General features: G+C 60.9%; 14 protein-coding genes. 5 read left to right on the top strand and 9 right to left on the bottom strand.

From position 1 onward, the window contains the following. Positions 1 to 117: 117 nt before the first annotated feature. Positions 118 to 1,998 carry a methyl-accepting chemotaxis protein gene (locus BMY45_RS16400; protein WP_092399374.1) on the bottom strand — a complete coding sequence of 627 codons (1,881 nt, stop codon included), beginning with the start codon at positions 1,996 to 1,998 and terminating at the stop codon, positions 118 to 120. A 251-nt stretch (positions 1,999 to 2,249) separates the two neighbouring features. Here BMY45_RS16400 and BMY45_RS16405 point away from each other — a divergent pair, with 251 nt between their 5' ends. The 3 genes from BMY45_RS16405 to BMY45_RS16415 all read left to right on the top strand — a co-directional run bounded on the left by BMY45_RS16405 (position 2,250) and on the right by BMY45_RS16415 (position 6,332). Then, positions 2,250 to 2,750 carry a sigma-70 family RNA polymerase sigma factor gene (locus BMY45_RS16405; RefSeq protein ID WP_092399821.1) on the top strand — a complete coding sequence of 167 codons (501 nt, stop codon included), beginning with the start codon at positions 2,250 to 2,252 and terminating at the stop codon, positions 2,748 to 2,750. Further along, the gene (locus tag BMY45_RS16410) at positions 2,740 to 3,741 is read left to right on the top strand and encodes a FecR domain-containing protein (protein ID WP_092399376.1); all 1,002 of its coding nucleotides are present in this window, start codon (positions 2,740 to 2,742) and stop codon (positions 3,739 to 3,741) included. Before BMY45_RS16405 ends, BMY45_RS16410 begins: the two co-directional genes overlap by 11 nt. An 86-nt stretch (positions 3,742 to 3,827) precedes the next feature. Further along, positions 3,828 to 6,332, top strand: a complete 2,505-nt coding sequence (locus BMY45_RS16415; protein ID WP_092399379.1) for a TonB-dependent siderophore receptor — start codon at positions 3,828 to 3,830, stop codon at positions 6,330 to 6,332. Positions 6,333 to 6,443: 111 nt separating this feature from the next. On the opposite strand, the gene BMY45_RS16420 is transcribed toward BMY45_RS16415, so the two are convergent. Then, positions 6,444 to 7,526, bottom strand: coding sequence for a fatty acid desaturase (locus BMY45_RS16420; RefSeq protein WP_092399381.1), 1,083 nt, complete (start codon positions 7,524 to 7,526; stop codon positions 6,444 to 6,446). A 100-nt stretch (positions 7,527 to 7,626) separates the two neighbouring features. Between BMY45_RS16420 and BMY45_RS16425 the strand changes: the two genes are divergently transcribed. Further along, positions 7,627 to 8,631: an AraC family transcriptional regulator gene (locus tag BMY45_RS16425; protein WP_092399383.1), complete on the top strand. Its 1,005-nt coding sequence runs from the start codon at positions 7,627 to 7,629 to the stop codon at positions 8,629 to 8,631. A gap of 180 nt (positions 8,632 to 8,811) precedes the next feature. Here BMY45_RS16425 and BMY45_RS16430 read toward each other — a convergent pair whose 3' ends face one another. Further along, positions 8,812 to 9,498, bottom strand: a complete 687-nt coding sequence (locus tag BMY45_RS16430) for a Crp/Fnr family transcriptional regulator (RefSeq protein WP_092399385.1) — start codon at positions 9,496 to 9,498, stop codon at positions 8,812 to 8,814. 87 nt (positions 9,499 to 9,585) lie between these two features. On the opposite strand from BMY45_RS16430, the gene BMY45_RS16435 reads away from it, so the two are divergent. Next, on the top strand, positions 9,586 to 10,110 hold the full coding sequence (locus BMY45_RS16435; RefSeq protein WP_092399387.1) for an Mpo1 family 2-hydroxy fatty acid dioxygenase: 525 nt from the start codon (positions 9,586 to 9,588) through the stop codon (positions 10,108 to 10,110). A gap of 134 nt (positions 10,111 to 10,244) precedes the next feature. On the opposite strand, the gene BMY45_RS16440 is transcribed toward BMY45_RS16435, so the two are convergent. The 6 genes from BMY45_RS16440 to cysT all read right to left on the bottom strand — a co-directional run bounded on the left by BMY45_RS16440 (position 10,245) and on the right by cysT (position 17,453). Beyond that, the gene (locus BMY45_RS16440; RefSeq protein ID WP_092399389.1) at positions 10,245 to 12,467 is read right to left on the bottom strand and encodes a GMC oxidoreductase; all 2,223 of its coding nucleotides are present in this window, start codon (positions 12,465 to 12,467) and stop codon (positions 10,245 to 10,247) included. Beyond that, entirely contained in the window at positions 12,464 to 12,976 is a 513-nt protein-coding gene (locus tag BMY45_RS16445; protein ID WP_092399391.1) for a sorbitol dehydrogenase, read from the bottom strand. Before BMY45_RS16445 ends, BMY45_RS16440 begins: the two co-directional genes overlap by 4 nt. Then, positions 12,966 to 14,336: a cytochrome C gene (locus tag BMY45_RS16450; RefSeq protein ID WP_092399393.1), complete on the bottom strand. Its 1,371-nt coding sequence runs from the start codon at positions 14,334 to 14,336 to the stop codon at positions 12,966 to 12,968. The genes BMY45_RS16445 and BMY45_RS16450 overlap by 11 nt, the downstream gene beginning before the upstream one ends. 423 nt (positions 14,337 to 14,759) lie before the next feature. After that, positions 14,760 to 15,749, bottom strand: a complete 990-nt coding sequence (locus BMY45_RS16460; protein WP_092399397.1) for a sulfate/molybdate ABC transporter ATP-binding protein — start codon at positions 15,747 to 15,749, stop codon at positions 14,760 to 14,762. Positions 15,750 to 15,752: 3 nt separating this feature from the next. Then, a complete protein-coding gene (gene cysW / locus BMY45_RS16465; RefSeq protein WP_092399399.1) occupies positions 15,753 to 16,622 on the bottom strand; it encodes a sulfate ABC transporter permease subunit CysW in 870 nt (289 codons plus the stop codon). A gap of 12 nt (positions 16,623 to 16,634) precedes the next feature. Continuing rightward, positions 16,635 to 17,453 (bottom strand): sulfate ABC transporter permease subunit CysT, encoded by an 819-nt coding sequence (gene cysT, locus BMY45_RS16470; RefSeq protein ID WP_092399401.1) that lies wholly within the window; start codon positions 17,451 to 17,453, stop codon positions 16,635 to 16,637. Positions 17,454 to 17,522 lie beyond the last annotated feature (69 nt).

A 17,522-nucleotide genomic window follows, 5' to 3' on the forward strand; every position in this document is an offset into this window, starting at 1 on the left:
GGCTCGCTCCCACACTGATTTCGGGTGGCCGCCAGAGCCAGCTCCACCGCCAATCCCCTGTGGGAGCGAGCCTGCTCGCGATGGCGGCGGGACGGTTGGCGGTGATGTTGGCAGAGATCAGATCTTGAAGCTGTCCACCAGTTGCTTCAACCGGTTGGCCTGTTGCGACAGGGCATCGCAATCTTTCAGGGTTTCATTGAGGTTGGCGACGCTTTGCTGGTTCAACAGGTTGATGTGGCTGACGTCCATGTTGAGGGTTTCCACCACGGCGGTCTGCTCTTCGGTGGCCGCGGCCACCGACTGGTTCATGCCGTCGATTTCGCCAATGCGCTGCGTCACGCTGACCAGCCGCAAGCCGGCCTGGTTGGCCACTTCCACGCTTTCTTCGCTGGACACCTGACTGGCGTTCATCGTCGTCACCGCTTCACGGGAACCGACTTGGAGCGAGGTGATCATCTTGTGGATTTCTTCCGCCGACTCTTGGGTACGGTGCGCCAGGTTACGCACTTCATCGGCCACCACCGCAAACCCACGTCCGGCTTCACCGGCACGGGCCGCTTCAATGGCAGCGTTCAACGCCAGCAGGTTGGTTTGCTGAGAGATGCCCTTGATCACGTCCAGAATGTGCCCGATGTTGTCGGTGCTGGCGTTCAGGGTTTCGATCTGGGTGCACGAGAGGCTGATCTTCTGCGACAGCTCGGTCATGGCCTGGATGGTTTTTTCCACCACCTGGCGTCCGTCATCGGCTTGCTCGCTGGCACCACTGGCCTGTTGCGAGGCGTCGGCGGCATTGCGGGCGATTTCCTGAGTCGCGGCGCCCAACTGATTGATGGCCGCTGCCACGCTGTTGGTGCGGGCGCTCTGCTCATCGGAGCCAACGAGCGAGGCATTGGACGAAGTCATCACCCGCTGCGACAGGTCATGCACTTGCCGAGTGGCAGAAGACACTTCCGAGATTGACGCGTGAATCCGTTCCACGAACTGGTTGAATGAACTCCCCAGCTCACCGAACTCATCCTTGCCCTGTACCACCAGACGCCGGGTCAGGTCGCCTTCACCTTGGGCGATGTCCTGCATGGCGCGCCCCATGGTGGTCAACGGACGCATCAACACCTGGATCAACAAGCTCAGCAACAACGCAATGGCCGCCACCGCCACAAACATCGCAATCAGCGCCGAGGTACGGAAATGGCTCAACGGTGCGTAGGCCTTGTCCTTGTCGATCGACAGACCGATGTACCACTGAGTATTTGGCAGGCCCGCGACGGGGGTAAACGAAAGAATGCGATCCTGGCCATTGAGCTCAACCTCCTGGATACCTTTCTCGATGCTCACTGGCGTACCGGGGTAGATGTCCTTGAGATTCTTCATCACCTGGTCCTTGTCCGGGCTGACGATGACCTGACCGTCGCCGCTGACCAGAAACCCATGGCCAATGCCGCCGAAATCCACGGAGTTGATGATTTTCACCAGGGTTTCCAGGCTCAGGTCGCCACCCACCACACCGAGCAGCTCACCGTTGTGCTTCACCGGCAGGGCGATGGTCACCACCAGGCCGCCCACCGCTGCCATGTAGGGCGGGGTGAGCATGGTTTGATCGATGGTGACTGCCTGTTTGTACCAGGGGCGCTGGCGCGGGTCGTAGCCGTCGGGCATTTTTGCGTCAGGGCGTTGGGTGAAGACGCCGTTGGCCTGGCCCACGTAGGTGAACTGGAAATTCGACGTCAACGCCGGCTGATCCACCAGCCCCGGCAGATCGGCACCCGCGCCTTGGTGGGCAATATTCTGCGCCAGGTTTTCCAGCACCAGCACCCGGCCGCTCATCCAGTTCTGGACGCTGCTGGCCGTCAGGTCGCCGGACTGCTGGATGGAAGATTCGAGACTGCTGCCAATGGTTTTTCGTTGCAGGTAGTCGTTGTAGAGCGTGAACAGGGCAAAAGCCAGAACGACCACACCAGAGGCGGCCAGAAGGATTTTATGGCTGAACTTCAGATTCATCGACAGGCTTCTTATGCAGGGAGTGGGGGTGCATTCCGATTGCAGCATTCATGTCACAGCGTGGGCGGACTTTTGGTCTGCTCCACTTTGGTGCACGCATATAACGCTGTCGGCAAAAGTTAAAAAAATATGAGCCCTTTGAACAAATGGGCGACGGAAGGACATGGTGCGTCGAACGGTGGTTGCAAATTCACTGACCGCTGATGACAATGCGACCTATTATCATTTGTGATATCCAGGCCTTCGCGTTCATGTCTTCTCCCCAGTTTGCAGTTCAGGCGCTCTACAGCAACCATCACGGCTGGCTTCACACATGGCTGCGCAGCCGCTTGGGCAATGCTGCCGACGCAGCGGACCTGGCCCAGGACACCTTCGTGCGCCTGCTGCAACGCACCGAACGCCTTGAGCTCAAGTCGCCCCGCGCCTTTCTACGCACCATCGCCCAAGGCCTGGTGATCGATCATTGGCGCCGGGAAGAAATCGAACGCGCTTACCTGGAATCCATCGCCCACCTGCCACCCGCCCAAGCCCCCGACACCGAAGCCCAGGCCTTGATCCTGGAGTTGCTGGAAGCCATCGCCAGAATGCTGGAGGGCCTGAAGCCGAAAGTGCGCAGGGCATTTCTGCTGGCCCAGTGCGAAGGCCTGACGTACAAGCAGATTGCCGAGCAGATGGGCATTTCCTTGCGGTCGGTGGAACGATACGTCGCCGATGCGCTGTATCACTGCTACGTGTTGCGCTATGAAAGCTGAGCCAGTGGATAACGTGTTGAGTCGACGCAGCGGCCCATCCCAACAGGTAGTCAGGCAAGCGATCAACTGGCTGCTGCGCCTGCGCAACCATGCTGCCAATCCGGCCTTGCGCCAACAATGCGAGGTCTGGCGCGCCGCCCATCACGAACACGAATTGGCCTGGCAGCGGGTGCAATCGCTGCACAGTGAATTGACCTCGAACCTGAGGGCGGTCCCCGGCGCCCACGTCGCTCTCGACACCCTGGAAAACAGCGCCCAGCGACTCGGTCGGCGCCAGGCCTTGAAACTGTTGTCGGGGGTGGCGCTGATAGGCTCCGCCGCCTGGCTGGGCAAGGATCTGGGCTGGCAGTCGTGGAACGCGGATTTCGCCACCACCACCGGTGAACACCGAGGCTTCCAGCTGCCGGACGGTACGCGGCTTGAACTGAACACTGACAGCGCCGCCGACCTGGACTACACGACCGAGCATCGCCTGATCAGCCTGACGCGGGGTGAAATCATGCTCACCTGCGGTCACGATCCCGAGCGGCCGCTGCTGGTGCGCAGCCAACATGGTCTGTTTGAAGGGCTGGACGGGCGCTTCGTCGTGCGGCAGGACAATGCCTGCACACGCCTGAGCGTCACCCGTGGCAAGGTCGCGATCCGTTCGCACCGCGGCGGCGATGGGACTGCGCTGATGGTGAGCGCCGGGCAGAGCTATCTGATCAGTTCATCAACCGCGACCATGACGCCGCCGCTGGATATGGACGTCGGCGCCTGGGCGGACGGTTTGCTCGTTACGCGCAACATGCGCCTGGAAGACTTCCTCAACGAGGTAGGACGTTACCGCCAGGGCTATCTGAAATGCGCTGCGTCGATTGCAGACTTGCGCTTGTCAGGTGTTTTCCGCCTGGAAGACACCGACAAGTTACTGGCCGTTCTGCCGCGCACGCTCCCCGTGCAATTACGCTATCGGACCCGCTGGTGGGTCACGGTGCAGGAATCGGCCTGATTTTTTTTGGCGGGTTTTGCGCGCAAGTCCGGCTAGGACAGTAAGCAACGCTTATCTGCCCTTAGCGACTCCAACGGAAACCCACAATGACTGAGCGCGTAAACCTCAACACCCCCTTTGGCTGCTCCTCGCAAACAGGCCTGTTGCGCCATGCCATCCGTGCTGCACTGTTCTGCACGGTGTTGAGTGCGGGCGCCGTGCCGATGTTCGCCGTCGCGGCGCAAGACGGTGTCACCACCGCGCGCCAGAGCTACGACATTGCCGCCGGCCCCCTGAGCGATGTGCTGAACCAGTTCGCTCGTCAGGCCGGCATCACCCTGGCAAGCACTCCGCAGCAGACCAGCGGTATCCAGTCCCCGGGACTGCACGGCGAGTATTCGACGGACCAGGCCCTGAGCCAGCTGCTCAGCGCTTCGGGCCTGACCGCCGTCAGCACCGATGGCAGCAGCTATGTGCTGCAAACCGAGGCCTCGGGCGGCACTTTGGCGCTGCCGACCACCGACATCAAGGGGTTTGCCCTGGGTAACGCCTTGGGCAGCATGGCGGGCTACAACGCCACCCATAGCCAGGTCGCCACCAAGACCAGTACCGCCCTGCGGGAAACCTCGCAAAGCGTCTCCGTGGTAACCCGCGAGCAAATGGACGACCAAGGCGCGCAAACCGTCTCCCAGGCCATGCGCTACACCCCCGGGGTATTGACCAACCCCTACGGCGCGACCCATCGCTACGACTACGTGGCGATGCGCGGCTTCAACGATGGCTCGGTGGACAACATCTACCTCGACGGCCTCAAGTCCATGGGCGACAGCGGCACCTACAGCTCCATGCAGGTCGACCCGTACTTCCTTGAGCGGGTCGACATTCTCAAAGGCCCGTCTTCGGTGCTCTATGGCCGCAGCTCCCCCGGCGGGCTGGTGGCGCTCACCAGCAAGAAGCCACTGTACGAGGCTTATCACCAGATCCAGGCCACGGTCGGCACCCAGGGTCAACGTGGCATGGGTTTCGACTTCAGCGGACCGCTGGATGAAGACAAACGCATCGCCTATCGCCTGATTGGCCTGGCGGACACCTCCGACACGCAGTTCGACCACACCAAGGAAAAGCGCTTTGCCCTCGCCCCCACGGTGAGCATCGACTTTACCGAAGACACGTCGCTGACGCTTCAGGCCTACCTGCAGCACGACCCCGACGGTGGTTATCACGGCGGCATGCCGGCCGACGGCACCTTGCATCAGCGCAACGGCAAGCGTATCTCGGAAAACTTCTTCGAAGGCGAGCCGGGGGTCGATGGTTATGAACGTGATCAGCAGTCATTCGGCTACCAGTTCGAACACCGTTTCAACGATGTCTTCACCGCCCGGCAGAACTTCCGTTATTTGGACTCCCAAGTCACCAATGATCAGGTCTATGCCTACGGTTGGACCACGCCAACTAGCAACGAGCTGAACCGCTACTACACCGGCGCCGAAGAAAAACTGCATTCGTTTATCGTCGACAACATGCTGCAGGCTGAATTTTTCACCGAGGCGACCAAGCACACCGTGTTGATGGGCGCTGACTATCAGCGGCGCAAGACCGTGGTGGACTGGACCAGCGGCAGCCTGGCCCCGATCAACGCCTTCGACCCGGTCTATGGCAACTCGGCTATCACCTACTTCAGCCCCACCAGCTACCTGCGGCGCCTGGAACAGACCGGTGTCTACCTGCAAGACCTGATCGAGATGGATAAATGGCGTTTCTCCCTGGGCCTGCGTCAGGACTGGGTGAAAACCTCGGATGAAAACCGCATCGCTGAGTTCGGCCGCCCGCAAGGCACCGAGATCAACGACAAGCGCAGCAAGCTCACTGGCCGCGCCGGGGCGCTGTACCTGTTCGACAACGGCCTGGCGCCGTACGTCAGCTACTCCGAGTCGTTCAACCCCAACTCCTACGCCGACAGCGCCGGCAATCCGCTGCCGCCGACCGATGGCAAGCAATGGGAACTGGGCCTGAAGTATCAGCCACCGGGTACGGATGACCTGTACACCGCCTCGCTGTTCCGCATCGACCAGGAGAACCTGGCGACCAAACTGCCCCAGGAAAACTTCTACCGCGCCGTCGGTGCCGTTCGCTCCCAGGGCCTGGAACTGGAAGCGCATCTGCAGTTGACCGAGCAGTTCAAAGTGCTGGGCAGCTACACCTTCACCGATATCGAGTATTCGAAATCGATGATCAGCACGTTGAGCACCGCCACCGACATCATCGAAAACAAGGGCAACTCACCGACCCAGGCCCCACGCCACATGGCTTCGGTGTGGGCGGACTACAAGTTCGACAGCGGCGCGCTCGATGGCCTGCGACTGGGCGGTGGCGTACGTTATGTCGGCTACAGCTGGGCCGATGCGGAAAACACCATGAAGGTGCCGTCCTATACGTTGTTCGATGCGTCGGTGGGGTATGACCTGGGCAAGGTCGGCTTGAAAGGCGTGGACGTGCGCCTGAACGCCAACAACCTGACCAACGAAACCTACGTCGCCTCCTGCGCCAGCCTGAGCTACTGCTACCTGGGCGAAGAACGCAACGTGGCGGCTACGGTGAGTTACCAGTTCTGACCTGCTTTCGCAGGACTGTGTAGGAGCTGGCGAAGCCTGCGATCTTTTGATCTTTCACTTGGGATTCAAGCGTCAGGGGAAAGATCGCAGCCTCGTTGCACTCGTCAGCTCCTACACAGCTCCTGCAGGCCCGGCGGGAGCTTCCTTGCGCACCACCCCCTCTTCCCGCACAAACCGGTTCGCCCGGCCAAACGTGCCGAAATCATTGAACCGCACCCCCATCTCACGCATCACTTTGTGGGCCACCGGCACCGTCATCTGGCGGATGTAGAACGGCTCTTTGACCACGAAATGATGGACCCCGTGGCTGCTGCCAAAGTTGAAGCAGAACGCCTGCAACGGCCACAGCCACCACGGGTTGAGTACCTGGGTTTGCTGGATGACATTGCCCGCCTCGATGTCGCCGTAGTAATGCATGTTCGAGCTGATGAAATGCAGGCAAAAGGTGCGCAATACATTCGGCCCAATGATCACCACCGCCGCGATGTCGATCACGTGCATCGCTGCCAGCGTAGTCGCCGACCAATCAATCGACGTGCCAAGCAGATGGGCGACAGTGTTGGACCCATGGAAACCGAGAAATACGTACCACGCGCCCCAGTGCAACAGCGCCAGGGGGAAATACACCTTCAGCGTGCGCCTGAGGATGCTGCGCTTGTGCGCCCAGGTCTTGGCCCGCAGCAGGCGAATGAAGGCCGACATCACGTTGTCGCCCACCATCAGCAAGCGCGCCACCCCCCAGGGCTCGCCGTTGGTGATGGCGCGTTCCTCCATGTCGGCCTCGCTGCCGGACACTTTGTGATGATTGAGGTGCAGGTGGCGGCGGATCCACGGGTTGATGGTGCTGGGGCGCGCCAGCCAGACCAGGCCCATCATCAGGTTGTGGGGTACGCGTTGCTTGCGGAAATACATGCTGTGGATCAGGTCGTGTTCCAGCTCGTGGGTCAGTGAGGCGAAAAAAGCGTTGAGTAGCAGGCACGCCCAACCGGCCAGGTAACCGTTGATGTAGAGCAGTGCCGAACCGACCATCCCGGCCAGGGCGAACGCCAGGATGCCCGCGCCCAACGCATCCTGATGCCGCAGGATCGGGTAGCGCTGGCGCAGCTCCTCGCCACGGGCCAGGACCACTTGGCGAATATGGGCGGACCGCTGTTGTGCATTCAATCGCTCGGGGCTTGCGCAAGTGCCGTGCATGGCTTACATCCTCTGTTAGAGATGTGCTCATCCTGCCGGGCGATGCCCCCTAGGGTGGTAGCCGTAAACGCCAACCTGTTGACCGCAAGCGCCAATCACCATGACTGAACCCACCTCCCTCGCCAGTTGGACCCGCGCCCTGCGCAAACAGCTTGATGCGCTGGGCCTGGACAGCCATGCCCTGTGCCTGGAGGCCGGGCTCGATCCGCAATGGATGGACGACCCGAATGCCCGGTATCCGCTCTCGGCCACCACGCGCCTGTGGGAGCTGGCCGTGCAGGCCAGCGGCGATCCGGCGATCGGCCTGCGGGTTTCGCGCTTCGTCAGTCCCACTACGTTCCACGCGCTGGGTTATGCCCTGGTGGCCAGCGGCAGTTTGCGAGAAGTGTTTGAGCGGATCGTGCGTTATCACCCGGTGGTCAGCGATGCGTTGATACTGCAACTGAGCCGCTGCGAAGACCGTTACCGCTTCACTCTCGATGTGCCCCAGGGCCGGGCGACGCCGGCCTTTGAAGCCATCGATGCATTCGCCGCGATTTACGTACGCACGTGTCGCAACCGACTGGGCCGCGATTACGCACCGCTGGCGGTGTACTTGCGGCGCCCGGAACCATCAGACCCTGGCCCCTGGCATAAAGTGTTTCGTTCACCGGTGTATTTCGGCGCCGAGCAAGATTGCCTGGAATTCAACCTCGTCGATTTCGACAGCCACCTGGACGACGCCAACCCGGAGCTGGCTGAACATAACGAGACGGTACTCAAGCGCACCCTCGCCCAACTCCAGCCGCTGACCTGGGAGCGCAAGGTGCGAGCCGCTATCGAGGCCCAACTGCCCGAAGGCGAACCCAGCGCCGAGCGCATCGCCCAGGCCATGCACCTGAGCCTGCGCAGCCTGCAACGGCATTTGGCCGATGAAGGCTGCCGCTTCGACACGCTGCTTAACGAATGCCGGGAAAACCTGGCGCTGCTGCACCTTCGCGACCCGCAATGTTCGCTGAGCGAAGTCGGTTATCTCTTGGGCTTTGCCGACGCCAGCAGCTTCAGCCGTGCGTTCAAGCGCTGGACCGGAATGACGCCAGGGCAGTTTCGTGACGGCTTGCGCTAGGGGTTTGCGCTGGCCGGGCTGGCCCTATCGCGAGCAGGCTCGCTCCCACATTCGATTTATGGCGCACACAAACCCTGTGGGAGCGGGCTTGCTCGCGAAGACGGCAGCACAGTCAACATCACAGCCAACGGGCCCATCGCTTTCGCGAGCAAGCCCGCCCCCACAGATGCCGGGCCGGCCTCAGGCCGCAGTCAACGCCCGCAACCGCTCGATATCCAGAATTTCGATCTCGCCATAACCCAGGTGCACAATGCCCTGGCCCTGCAAGTCCTTGAGGATCTGGTTGGTGGTCTGGCGCGACAGTGAGAGCATCAGCGCGAGTTGCTCCTGGGGCAGTTGCAAGACCCGTCGCGCCGGTTCGATTTCGCCGTAGCCTTCGGCGATCATCAGCAGGCGATGGGCAACACGTACCGGGGCGGGCATCAGGCTCAGGTGTTCGAGATTGATGAAGGTCAGGCGCAGTTTGTGGCTCATCAGCCGCGCAATATCTCGCCAATAGACCGGGTGTTCTTCCAGAAACGCCATCAACGACGCCTGAGGCAAGTGCAACAAGGTGCACTGGCCCACGCCCACCGCGTCATGGGTGCGCGGCTGGCCATCGAACAGGCAGATTTCACCAAACCAGTGGGGCGCTTCCACCACGCTGAGCAGTGCTTCCTTGCCCTGTTCGTTCACTGCGCCGATCCGTACCGCGCCCTCCAATACGGCGTACATCCCGCAGGGCGGGTCACCGCGCTGGAACAGCCGGTGCCCCGGCACCAGGCGGCGCACCCGCGACATTGCCAACAGACTATTCTGTAACTCAGCGGGCAAGTGGCTGTACCAGTGACCGGCCAACAGGTGCGAGTGCCAGGGATGCGTATTCATGGAAACTCCGGGACAAGTGTCGGCTAACTGACAGAACGCCTCGTGGAACCTGGGCATCATGCAGGCATCACCTCAGGAGGAACAACAATGAAAAGCCTCGTTGATCATCTCAGTCAATACGCCGCCTACCACCGCGATCCACGTAACATCGCCACGCACTTCATCGGTATTCCGCTGATTTTCGTCGCCGTAGCTGTGCTGTTGTCACGGCCGGGTTGGCCGGTGGGCGAGCTCCTGGTGTCGCCGGCGCTGCTGGTAGCGGTAGCCAGTGCCTGGTTCTATCTGCGCCTGGAGTTGCGCTTGGGGGTGGTGATGACGGTACTGCTGGCCCTGGCGCTATGGCTGGGCCAGGTGCTCGCCGCGCAAAGCACCTGGGTATGGCTGGGCAGTGGCTTGGGGATGTTCGTGGTGGGCTGGGTGATCCAGTTCGTCGGCCACTATTACGAAGGCCGTAAACCGGCGTTCGTCGATGACCTCACCGGGTTGATTGTCGGACCGCTGTTCGTGGTGGTGGAGGCGGGTTTCCTGCTGGGGCTTCGTGGCGAACTGAAGCGGGCCATTGAAGAGCGCGCCGGGCCCGTGACATTGCGCAACCAGCGCTCGGCCGTCTGAAAAACAATGCAACGCCAGACTCTGTGGGAGCAAGGCTTGCCCGCGATGCAAACACCTCGGTGTAGCTGCTAGACCGAGGCGATGCCATCGCGGGCCAGCCTTGCTCCCACAAGAGTCAGGCCCTACCCCTCAAGTTACAGCGCACCAAACTCGACCCGTATCGTCAGCGCGCCGGTGTTATCTTTCAAGCCAGCTCCATATTGCCCGGTCAGGTCATCGTTGATGCACAGTTGCAGTTCACCCTGCTGGTCGCCCGGAACCTGCGCCAGATCACCCACCAGGAACGGCTTGCCACCATCGCCCACACGACCGATCAAGGCGCCTTCGGCGGCACCGGGCAAGGCATAGCTGCTGTAGTCGATGTGCCTCGACCCGCCCTTTCCGTCGACATTGCCCCCCTGCGGGCTCGCGCACCATAGCCCACTGACGTAGCGAACCACGCGCGGTACCAACCCGTTGATCTGCACTCCAGTGCCCTGCCAGGCGATGTTGGATTGGACCTGCATGGTCACTGCCTTCAGGTCGTTGGCCACGGTGTCCCCGGCCTGGAACGACAGCGCCGCAATCGTCAGGCTGGGGTTCGAGGTGCCCGTGCTGGGGAACACGCCATCACCCACCAGGAACAGGTTCTTGTGGTCCCAACTGCGCTGGTATTTGTCCACCACCGACTTGGCTGGATCATCGCCCATGCGATAGGTACCCATCAGATGTCCGGCGCCCTGGAAGCTGTAATCTTCGCCTTTGTAGTTGAAGGTTCCTTTGCCAATGGGGGCTGTCAGTTCCACGGCGCCGAGCAGGTCCTTGATGATGTGGCTCGCCAGTATCTTCGCCTGCCTGAAACCTTCCTTGGTGTAATCGGACAGGTCGTAGTGGATTTCCGGCCGAAGAATGCCGAGCCCGTCCTTGTAATTATCCGTCGAGGGCACGATGTAGCTATTGGCCTGGTCGGGATGGTCTTCCACCTGTTCCACCAAGAAGCCGATCCGAAACTGGCGGATGAACAGCTCGTTGAGTTTTTTGATCAGTGCCGTGCCGTAAAGCGCCTCAGTGGGCGGCGCCGGTGTCTCTTTCGCTGGCAATGGGTTGGTGCGGCTTGTGTTCGTCCCATCGATAAAATCAGCCACGGTGACGTAAGGATCGCCAACCGGCCAGTTCCAGCCCTCATTGCCGATTTCGATGCGCCATGCCGCTCGCTGGCTGCGGAAAGCACCGTCGCGCAGGCTCTCGATGCCCGCCGTGGACACCGGGCCACGATAGGGGAAAACCGTCTTGCCTTCTGGCATCAGCCCCCACGCCAGGTAAATCGGATGGTCGGACAGACTGCGTCCCACCTGCCCGCTGCTGTTGGCCACACCTTTGGGCCAGTCCGGGGTCTTGGAGTTGAGCAACAATTTAGGGGTTTCGATGGCATGGGCCGCGAGCACGTATCGCTGTCCGATGGCCACGCCGTTTCCCGTCTTCGGTCCCTCGCCAAGCTGATATTGAATGAATTCGACACCGTTGATGTTCTTGTCCGAGCCCACGGTCACTTTGCTGGCTACGGTCCGATACATGACCCGGACCTTGCCGGTGGCCAGGGCCTTGTTCATGGTCACCGTGGCGTCGTACTTGGCCTGAATCGGGCAGATCGGTGTGCAGTTGGTATTGCCGGCACACACCCGGCGCCCGGCGTAAGGTTGGGAGTTACGCCCAGCCGGCGTCGGGCTGACGACCAATGGCAAGCCATCGAAAGACTGCCCTGTCACCGCCGTGACGAAACTGCCGTCGACCAGCGACAGCGGGATGCTGTGCATCGGGAATGAGTAGCCCTCGGGAAAGGTCATGCCCAGATAAGCCTGGTCGGCGACATTGGCCGACACACCGATTTCCGCCTCGGCCCGGCAATAGGCACTTTGCAGATCGTCGTAGCCGATCGGCCAGTCCACCCCGACGCCGTACTTGCTCTTCAGGCGAAAATCGTTCGGTACCATGCGCAGGCACGTCCCCACCCAATGCCAGGTCGTCCCGCCGCCCACCCGTTCATAGGTGCTGTTGAAGGGCAACGGACCTTTCTGCACCAGATAACTGATCGCCGGTTTGTCCCAACCCAGGATCAGATCGGCGATGGTTGCCCGCGGGGCATTTTCCTTGGTCGGATCACGCGGTGTATCCAGGGTCGATACCGGAGGATAGGGTGATTCCGGGGTTTTCAGGGTCGCGGTGTAGAAGCGCTCCAGATACTGCGTACGATTGGCCGGAATCTCCGGGCCCGATTCGAGCACCAGCACATCCACGCCAGCCATGCCCAATTGATAAGCGATGATGCTGCCGGCCAACCCCGCACCAACGATGACCACCTCTGCTTGTTCGGTACTCATGACGAAGCTCCTTGCTGCGTGTTGGCGGGTACCCCGGTGTAATCCTCAAGGCTGGGCGGCGTCGTATTCCAGTAGCCGAAGAACATCTCGCTGTAGCCCATGGGATGAGCCTGGGCGGCTTTCCAGGCCCATCCATTGATATAAGCCTGGTCGGACACCACCGTCTGCTCATCCTTTTTGAAACTCGCCGCGTCATAGGGCTGGTACCAGACGCCCAGCAACCACAGCTTCATGATCGAACGCGCGGCCTTGGCGGTCTGCGTGTCGGCCGGTAGCGCTCCGTCCATCAATACCGCTTGGGCGATCTGATCCGGGGATTGATTGTCCCCCGCCAGGTTGGCGTATTGAGTCAGCAATGTACTGAGCACATCAGGCGTGACTCTTGGCGTGATGAATTCAAGAAACAGCGGTGGCAAACCCACCTGGTCGATCTCCGGCGCCAATCGCTCAGTGGAAATGCCAGTCAGGACCGATGAAAGGCCTACGAAATTCTCCAGATCACTGCTCATGCTTGACTCCTTGTCCAGTCGTGGACTGCGCGCGTTCGAGCAAATAGGTGAAATCCGCGAAGCTGGTGCGCGGGGATTCGGTGACATGGGTCGCCGCATTGCCATGACACGCCATGCAACTGGAAGACCCTTGGGGTACGGTGCCCTGGATGTAGGTTTCCAGCGTGGCGTTGGCCAGGAACAACGGAGCGGGATTGCCTAGCGGGTTGGCGGCTGATATCTGACAGTTGGGCTGTGGTGCCGACGGCCACTGGGTACTGATCAGTTGATAGTTCGCCCAGACGCTCTGCGGATTGACTGTGCGCAACAGGGCCTGATAGGTGGTGTTCAGGGTTTTGGTGGCTTCGGTCAGCGGTATCTCACGCACGATCTGCGAGGGTGTTGCCTTGACCGCCGGATTCCATGGCCGGGGCGGCGGCTGGTTGATGTCGCTTTGGCTGGCAGTGTTGTAGAACAGATAAGGCCCCATTCGTTGGGCCGGGGGCGTGGTCTTTTCGGGTACGTTCTTCACATGTTCAAAAGTCGACCAGACCCATTGCGCTGCGCTGTCGGTCTTGTGAACGATGTGCAGTCCCACCAATCCCACCGGTTCGGACTTGCACGACTCCCCGACAATGGGTCCTTTGCTCGGGTCGCTGTTTCCCGGGGTATAGACCAGCGCATCGACGGTGTGAAAATCCTGCGGGCGATCATTGGCGCCCAGCACTTTCCACGAGGCTTTCACCATCAGCGCACCGACGTCCTGTGTCTTGGTCGAGCCGCAACTGAAAGCCACGGTGTTGGTCGGGTTTGCGGCAAAAAACTGCTGCTGACCTTCGATGCTGTACAGACCATTGTCGACAATTGAATCGAACATCGATCGGTTGACCACGATTTCGTTGCGCGTATAGGCACCGTTCTGATCCACCAACGGGCCACTCTCGAAGGGTTGGATAAACTCATCCAGCACATCGGGCACCTTGCCCATCTGCTGCAACAGGCGACCGGGTTTGAGCGACTTGCACGCCTCGGGCAGCGTCGCCGGCGCGTCCCAGGCCAACGGCGCCTGACCCTTGGCCCGGAAGATCTGGTAGCTCTCTTTCCAGCTTTCCCACACCGTCGCCCCATCCTGCTTGCCGATGGGAGTGCCGGTATTGGGATTGCCGTTGTCCAGCGCAGGCCAGTTCAAGGCAATGAACGTCTGCCATGACAGGTCATCGAAATCGCGCTGAAGGCTGGCCAGAGTGGGATGTTCCTCGGCAACCGTGACATCGAAGGGTATCTGCGGTGACAACGAGGGGGTGGCGCTGACGGATGGGCTCAATAAAACGCTTAGCAAGGCACAGCCAAACGGGCCATGCCGACTGACTTCCATTCTCATGCTTTATCTCCTTGGCATCAGGGCGCCAGGAGATAACACCGGTCCGTCATGAACTCTCACTTGCCTCCTGGCAAGTCAGAGTCTAGGTAGGGATTTAGATGGGAAAAGGTATTGGTGTAGAACCAATCGAAGCAAGGTGGGGCGGGGTTATTCAGATTCTGATCGGCGCGTCAGCGGCACCGTCATCGCGAGCAGGCTCGCTCCCACAGGAGACTGGGGGCTGGGCCGCAGATGTTGTGGCCGACACCGATCCACTTGTGGGAGCGGGCTTGCTCGCGAAAGCGGCGGGTCAGATTGCATCGAGGGTGAATGTGACTACGCCTTCGCGAGCAAGCCCGCTCCCACAGGTTTTTGGGTTGCCCAAAGACTTGTGGTCAAGCCCATTCCACTGTGGGAGCGAGCCTGCTCGCGATGCTTTTGATCTTAAAGGTTCGAGACTTTCTGCCAGACCTTCGGCTTGAAGAACAGCGTCTCGCCCTTCGCCAGGCCCACCAGGCTGTCGTGGTCCTTCACCACTTCAGCTTCGATCAGATCGCTCTGGCCTTCCACCTTCAGGGTCACCCGGGTGGTGGCGCCCAGCGGGCGGATGTCGCGCACTTCGGCGGCGTGGTGCTCCTCCAACTCCGAACGCGACAGCGAGACTTCGTGGGGGCGGAACAGCACATGCCGATCCTCACCCAAGTGCAGGCGGTTCGAGTCGCCGAGGAAGTGATACACAAAGTCGCTGGCGGGGTTTTCGTAGACATCGCCCGGCGAGCCAATCTGCTCGATCACACCCTTGTTCATCACCACGATCCGATCGGCGACTTCCATGGCTTCTTCCTGGTCGTGAGTCACGAACACCGAAGTCAGGTTGATGTCCTCGTGCAACCGCGCCAGCCAGCGCCGCAGTTCCTTGCGAACCTTGGCGTCGAGGGCGCCGAAAGGTTCGTCCAGCAGCAACACCTTGGGCTCCACCGCCAGTGCCCGGGCCAGGGCGATGCGCTGGCGCTGTCCGCCGGAAAGCTGTTCGGGATAGCGGTCGGCAAGCCAGTCCAGTTGCACCATGCCTAACAGTTCGTGGACCTTGGTTGCGATCTGGCTTTCGTTCGGGCGTTGGTTCCTGGGCTTCATGCGCAAGCCGAAGGCGACGTTGTCGAACACGGTCATGTGGCGGAACAAAGCGTAGTGCTGGAACACGAAACCCACGTTGCGATCGCGCACATCGTGGCCAGACACGTCCTCGCCATGGAACACGATGTTGCCTTGGTCCGGGGTTTCAAGGCCGGCGATGATCCGCAGCAACGTGGTCTTGCCGCACCCCGACGGGCCGAGCAGCGCCACCAGCTCACCGCTCTGGATGTCCAGGTTGATGTTGTCCAGAGCCTTGAAGGTGTTGAAATTCTTGCTGACGTTACGGGCTTCGATCGACATGACTTATTCCTCCGCGCTGCTGTTGCGCAGACGGTTGATACGGTTTTCGCTCCACTGCTTGAGCAGCAGGATCAAGAGCGCCAGGATCAGCAACAGGCTCGCCACGGCGAACGCGGCCACGTGGTTGTATTCGTTGTAGAGGATCTCGACGTGCAACGGCAGAGTGTTGGTGACCCCGCGAATGTGCCCGGACACCACCGACACCGCGCCGAACTCACCCATGGCCCGGGCCGTACACAGCACCACGCCATAGATCAGCCCCCACTTGATGTTCGGCACGGTGACATGCCAGAACATTTGCCAGCCGTTGGCGCCCAGCAGGCGCGCGGCTTCCTCTTCCTGGGTGCCCTGCTCCTGCATCAGCGGGATCAGCTCGCGGGCCACGAAAGGCACGGTGACAAAAATTGTCGCCAGTACGATGCCTGGTAGCGCAAACACAATCTGGATGTCGTGATCCGAAAGCCACGGCCCGAACAGCCCCTGGGCGCCGAACATCAGCACGTACACCAGGCCTGCGATCACCGGCGAAACCGAGAACGGCAGGTCGATCAGGGTCACCAGCAAGCTTTTGCCACGAAATGAATATTTGCTCACGCACCATGCGGCGCTGACACCGAACACCAGGTTCAGCGGCACCGAGATCAGCACCGCGATCACCGTGAGCTTGAGCGCCGACAAGGCATCGGGTTCGAAGATTGCGGTGAAGAACGCCCCCAGGCCCAGCTTCAGTCCCTGGGAGACCACGATGAACAGCGGCAGCAGCAGGAACAGCGCAAAAATCAGCCAGCCAAGGCCGAGCAGGACTCGCCGCGAAGCTGCACTGCCACGGCGAGCGGCGTTGGTGGAGGTCGCGTAAATAGACGTTTGGGACATGTCCGTGCCTCCTTATGGGGTTTCGATGCGCCGCTGCAGCAGGTTGATCACCAGCAACAGAAGGAAGGAAACCACCAGCATCAGTACGCCGATGGAGGTGGCGCCGGTGTAGTCGTATTGGTCGAGTTTGACCATGATCAGCAGTGGCAGGATCTCGGTTTTCATCGGCATGTTGCCTGCGATGAAAATCACCGAACCGTACTCACCCACACCACGGGCAAACGCCAGGGCGAAACCGGTCAGCCAGGCCGGCAGCAACGCCGGCACCAGGATGTGACGAACCACTTGCCATGGCTTGGCGCCGAGACAGGCGGCGGCTTCTTCGACTTCACGGGGAATATCGGCCAACACCGGTTGCATCGTGCGCACCACGAACGGCAGCGTTACGAAGGTCAGCGCCAGGGTAATGCCCAGCGGGGTGTAGGCGATCTTGAAACCCAGGTCGGTGGCAAACTGGCCCACCAGACCTGTCGGCGCATACAACGCCGTCAGCGCGATGCCGGCCACGGCGGTAGGCAGGGCGAATGGCAGATCGATCATTGCATCGATGATCTTGCGACCGGGAAAGGTGTAGCGCACCAGCACCCAGGCCAGCAGCGTACCGATCACGCCGTTGATGATCGCCGCGCACAGAGCCGTGCCGAAGCTGAGCTTCAAGGCCGCCAGCACTCGTGGCGCCGAGATGATTGCCCAGAACTGCTCCCAGGTGAGCTGGGCGGCATGCACGAACATTGCCGCCAGCGGTATGAGCACAATCAGACTGAGATACACCAGGGTGTAGCCCAGCGTCAGCCCGAAGCCGGGTATGACCGGTGAGATGCGACGCGACATAAAGGTCCTTGGGTGAACACATGCAACTGTGGCGAGGGGATTTATCCCCGTTGGGGCGCGCAGCGGCCC

This window comes from Pseudomonas sp. NFACC39-1 (assembly GCF_900110355.1).
GTDB lineage: Bacteria > Pseudomonadota > Gammaproteobacteria > Pseudomonadales > Pseudomonadaceae > Aquipseudomonas > Aquipseudomonas tehranensis.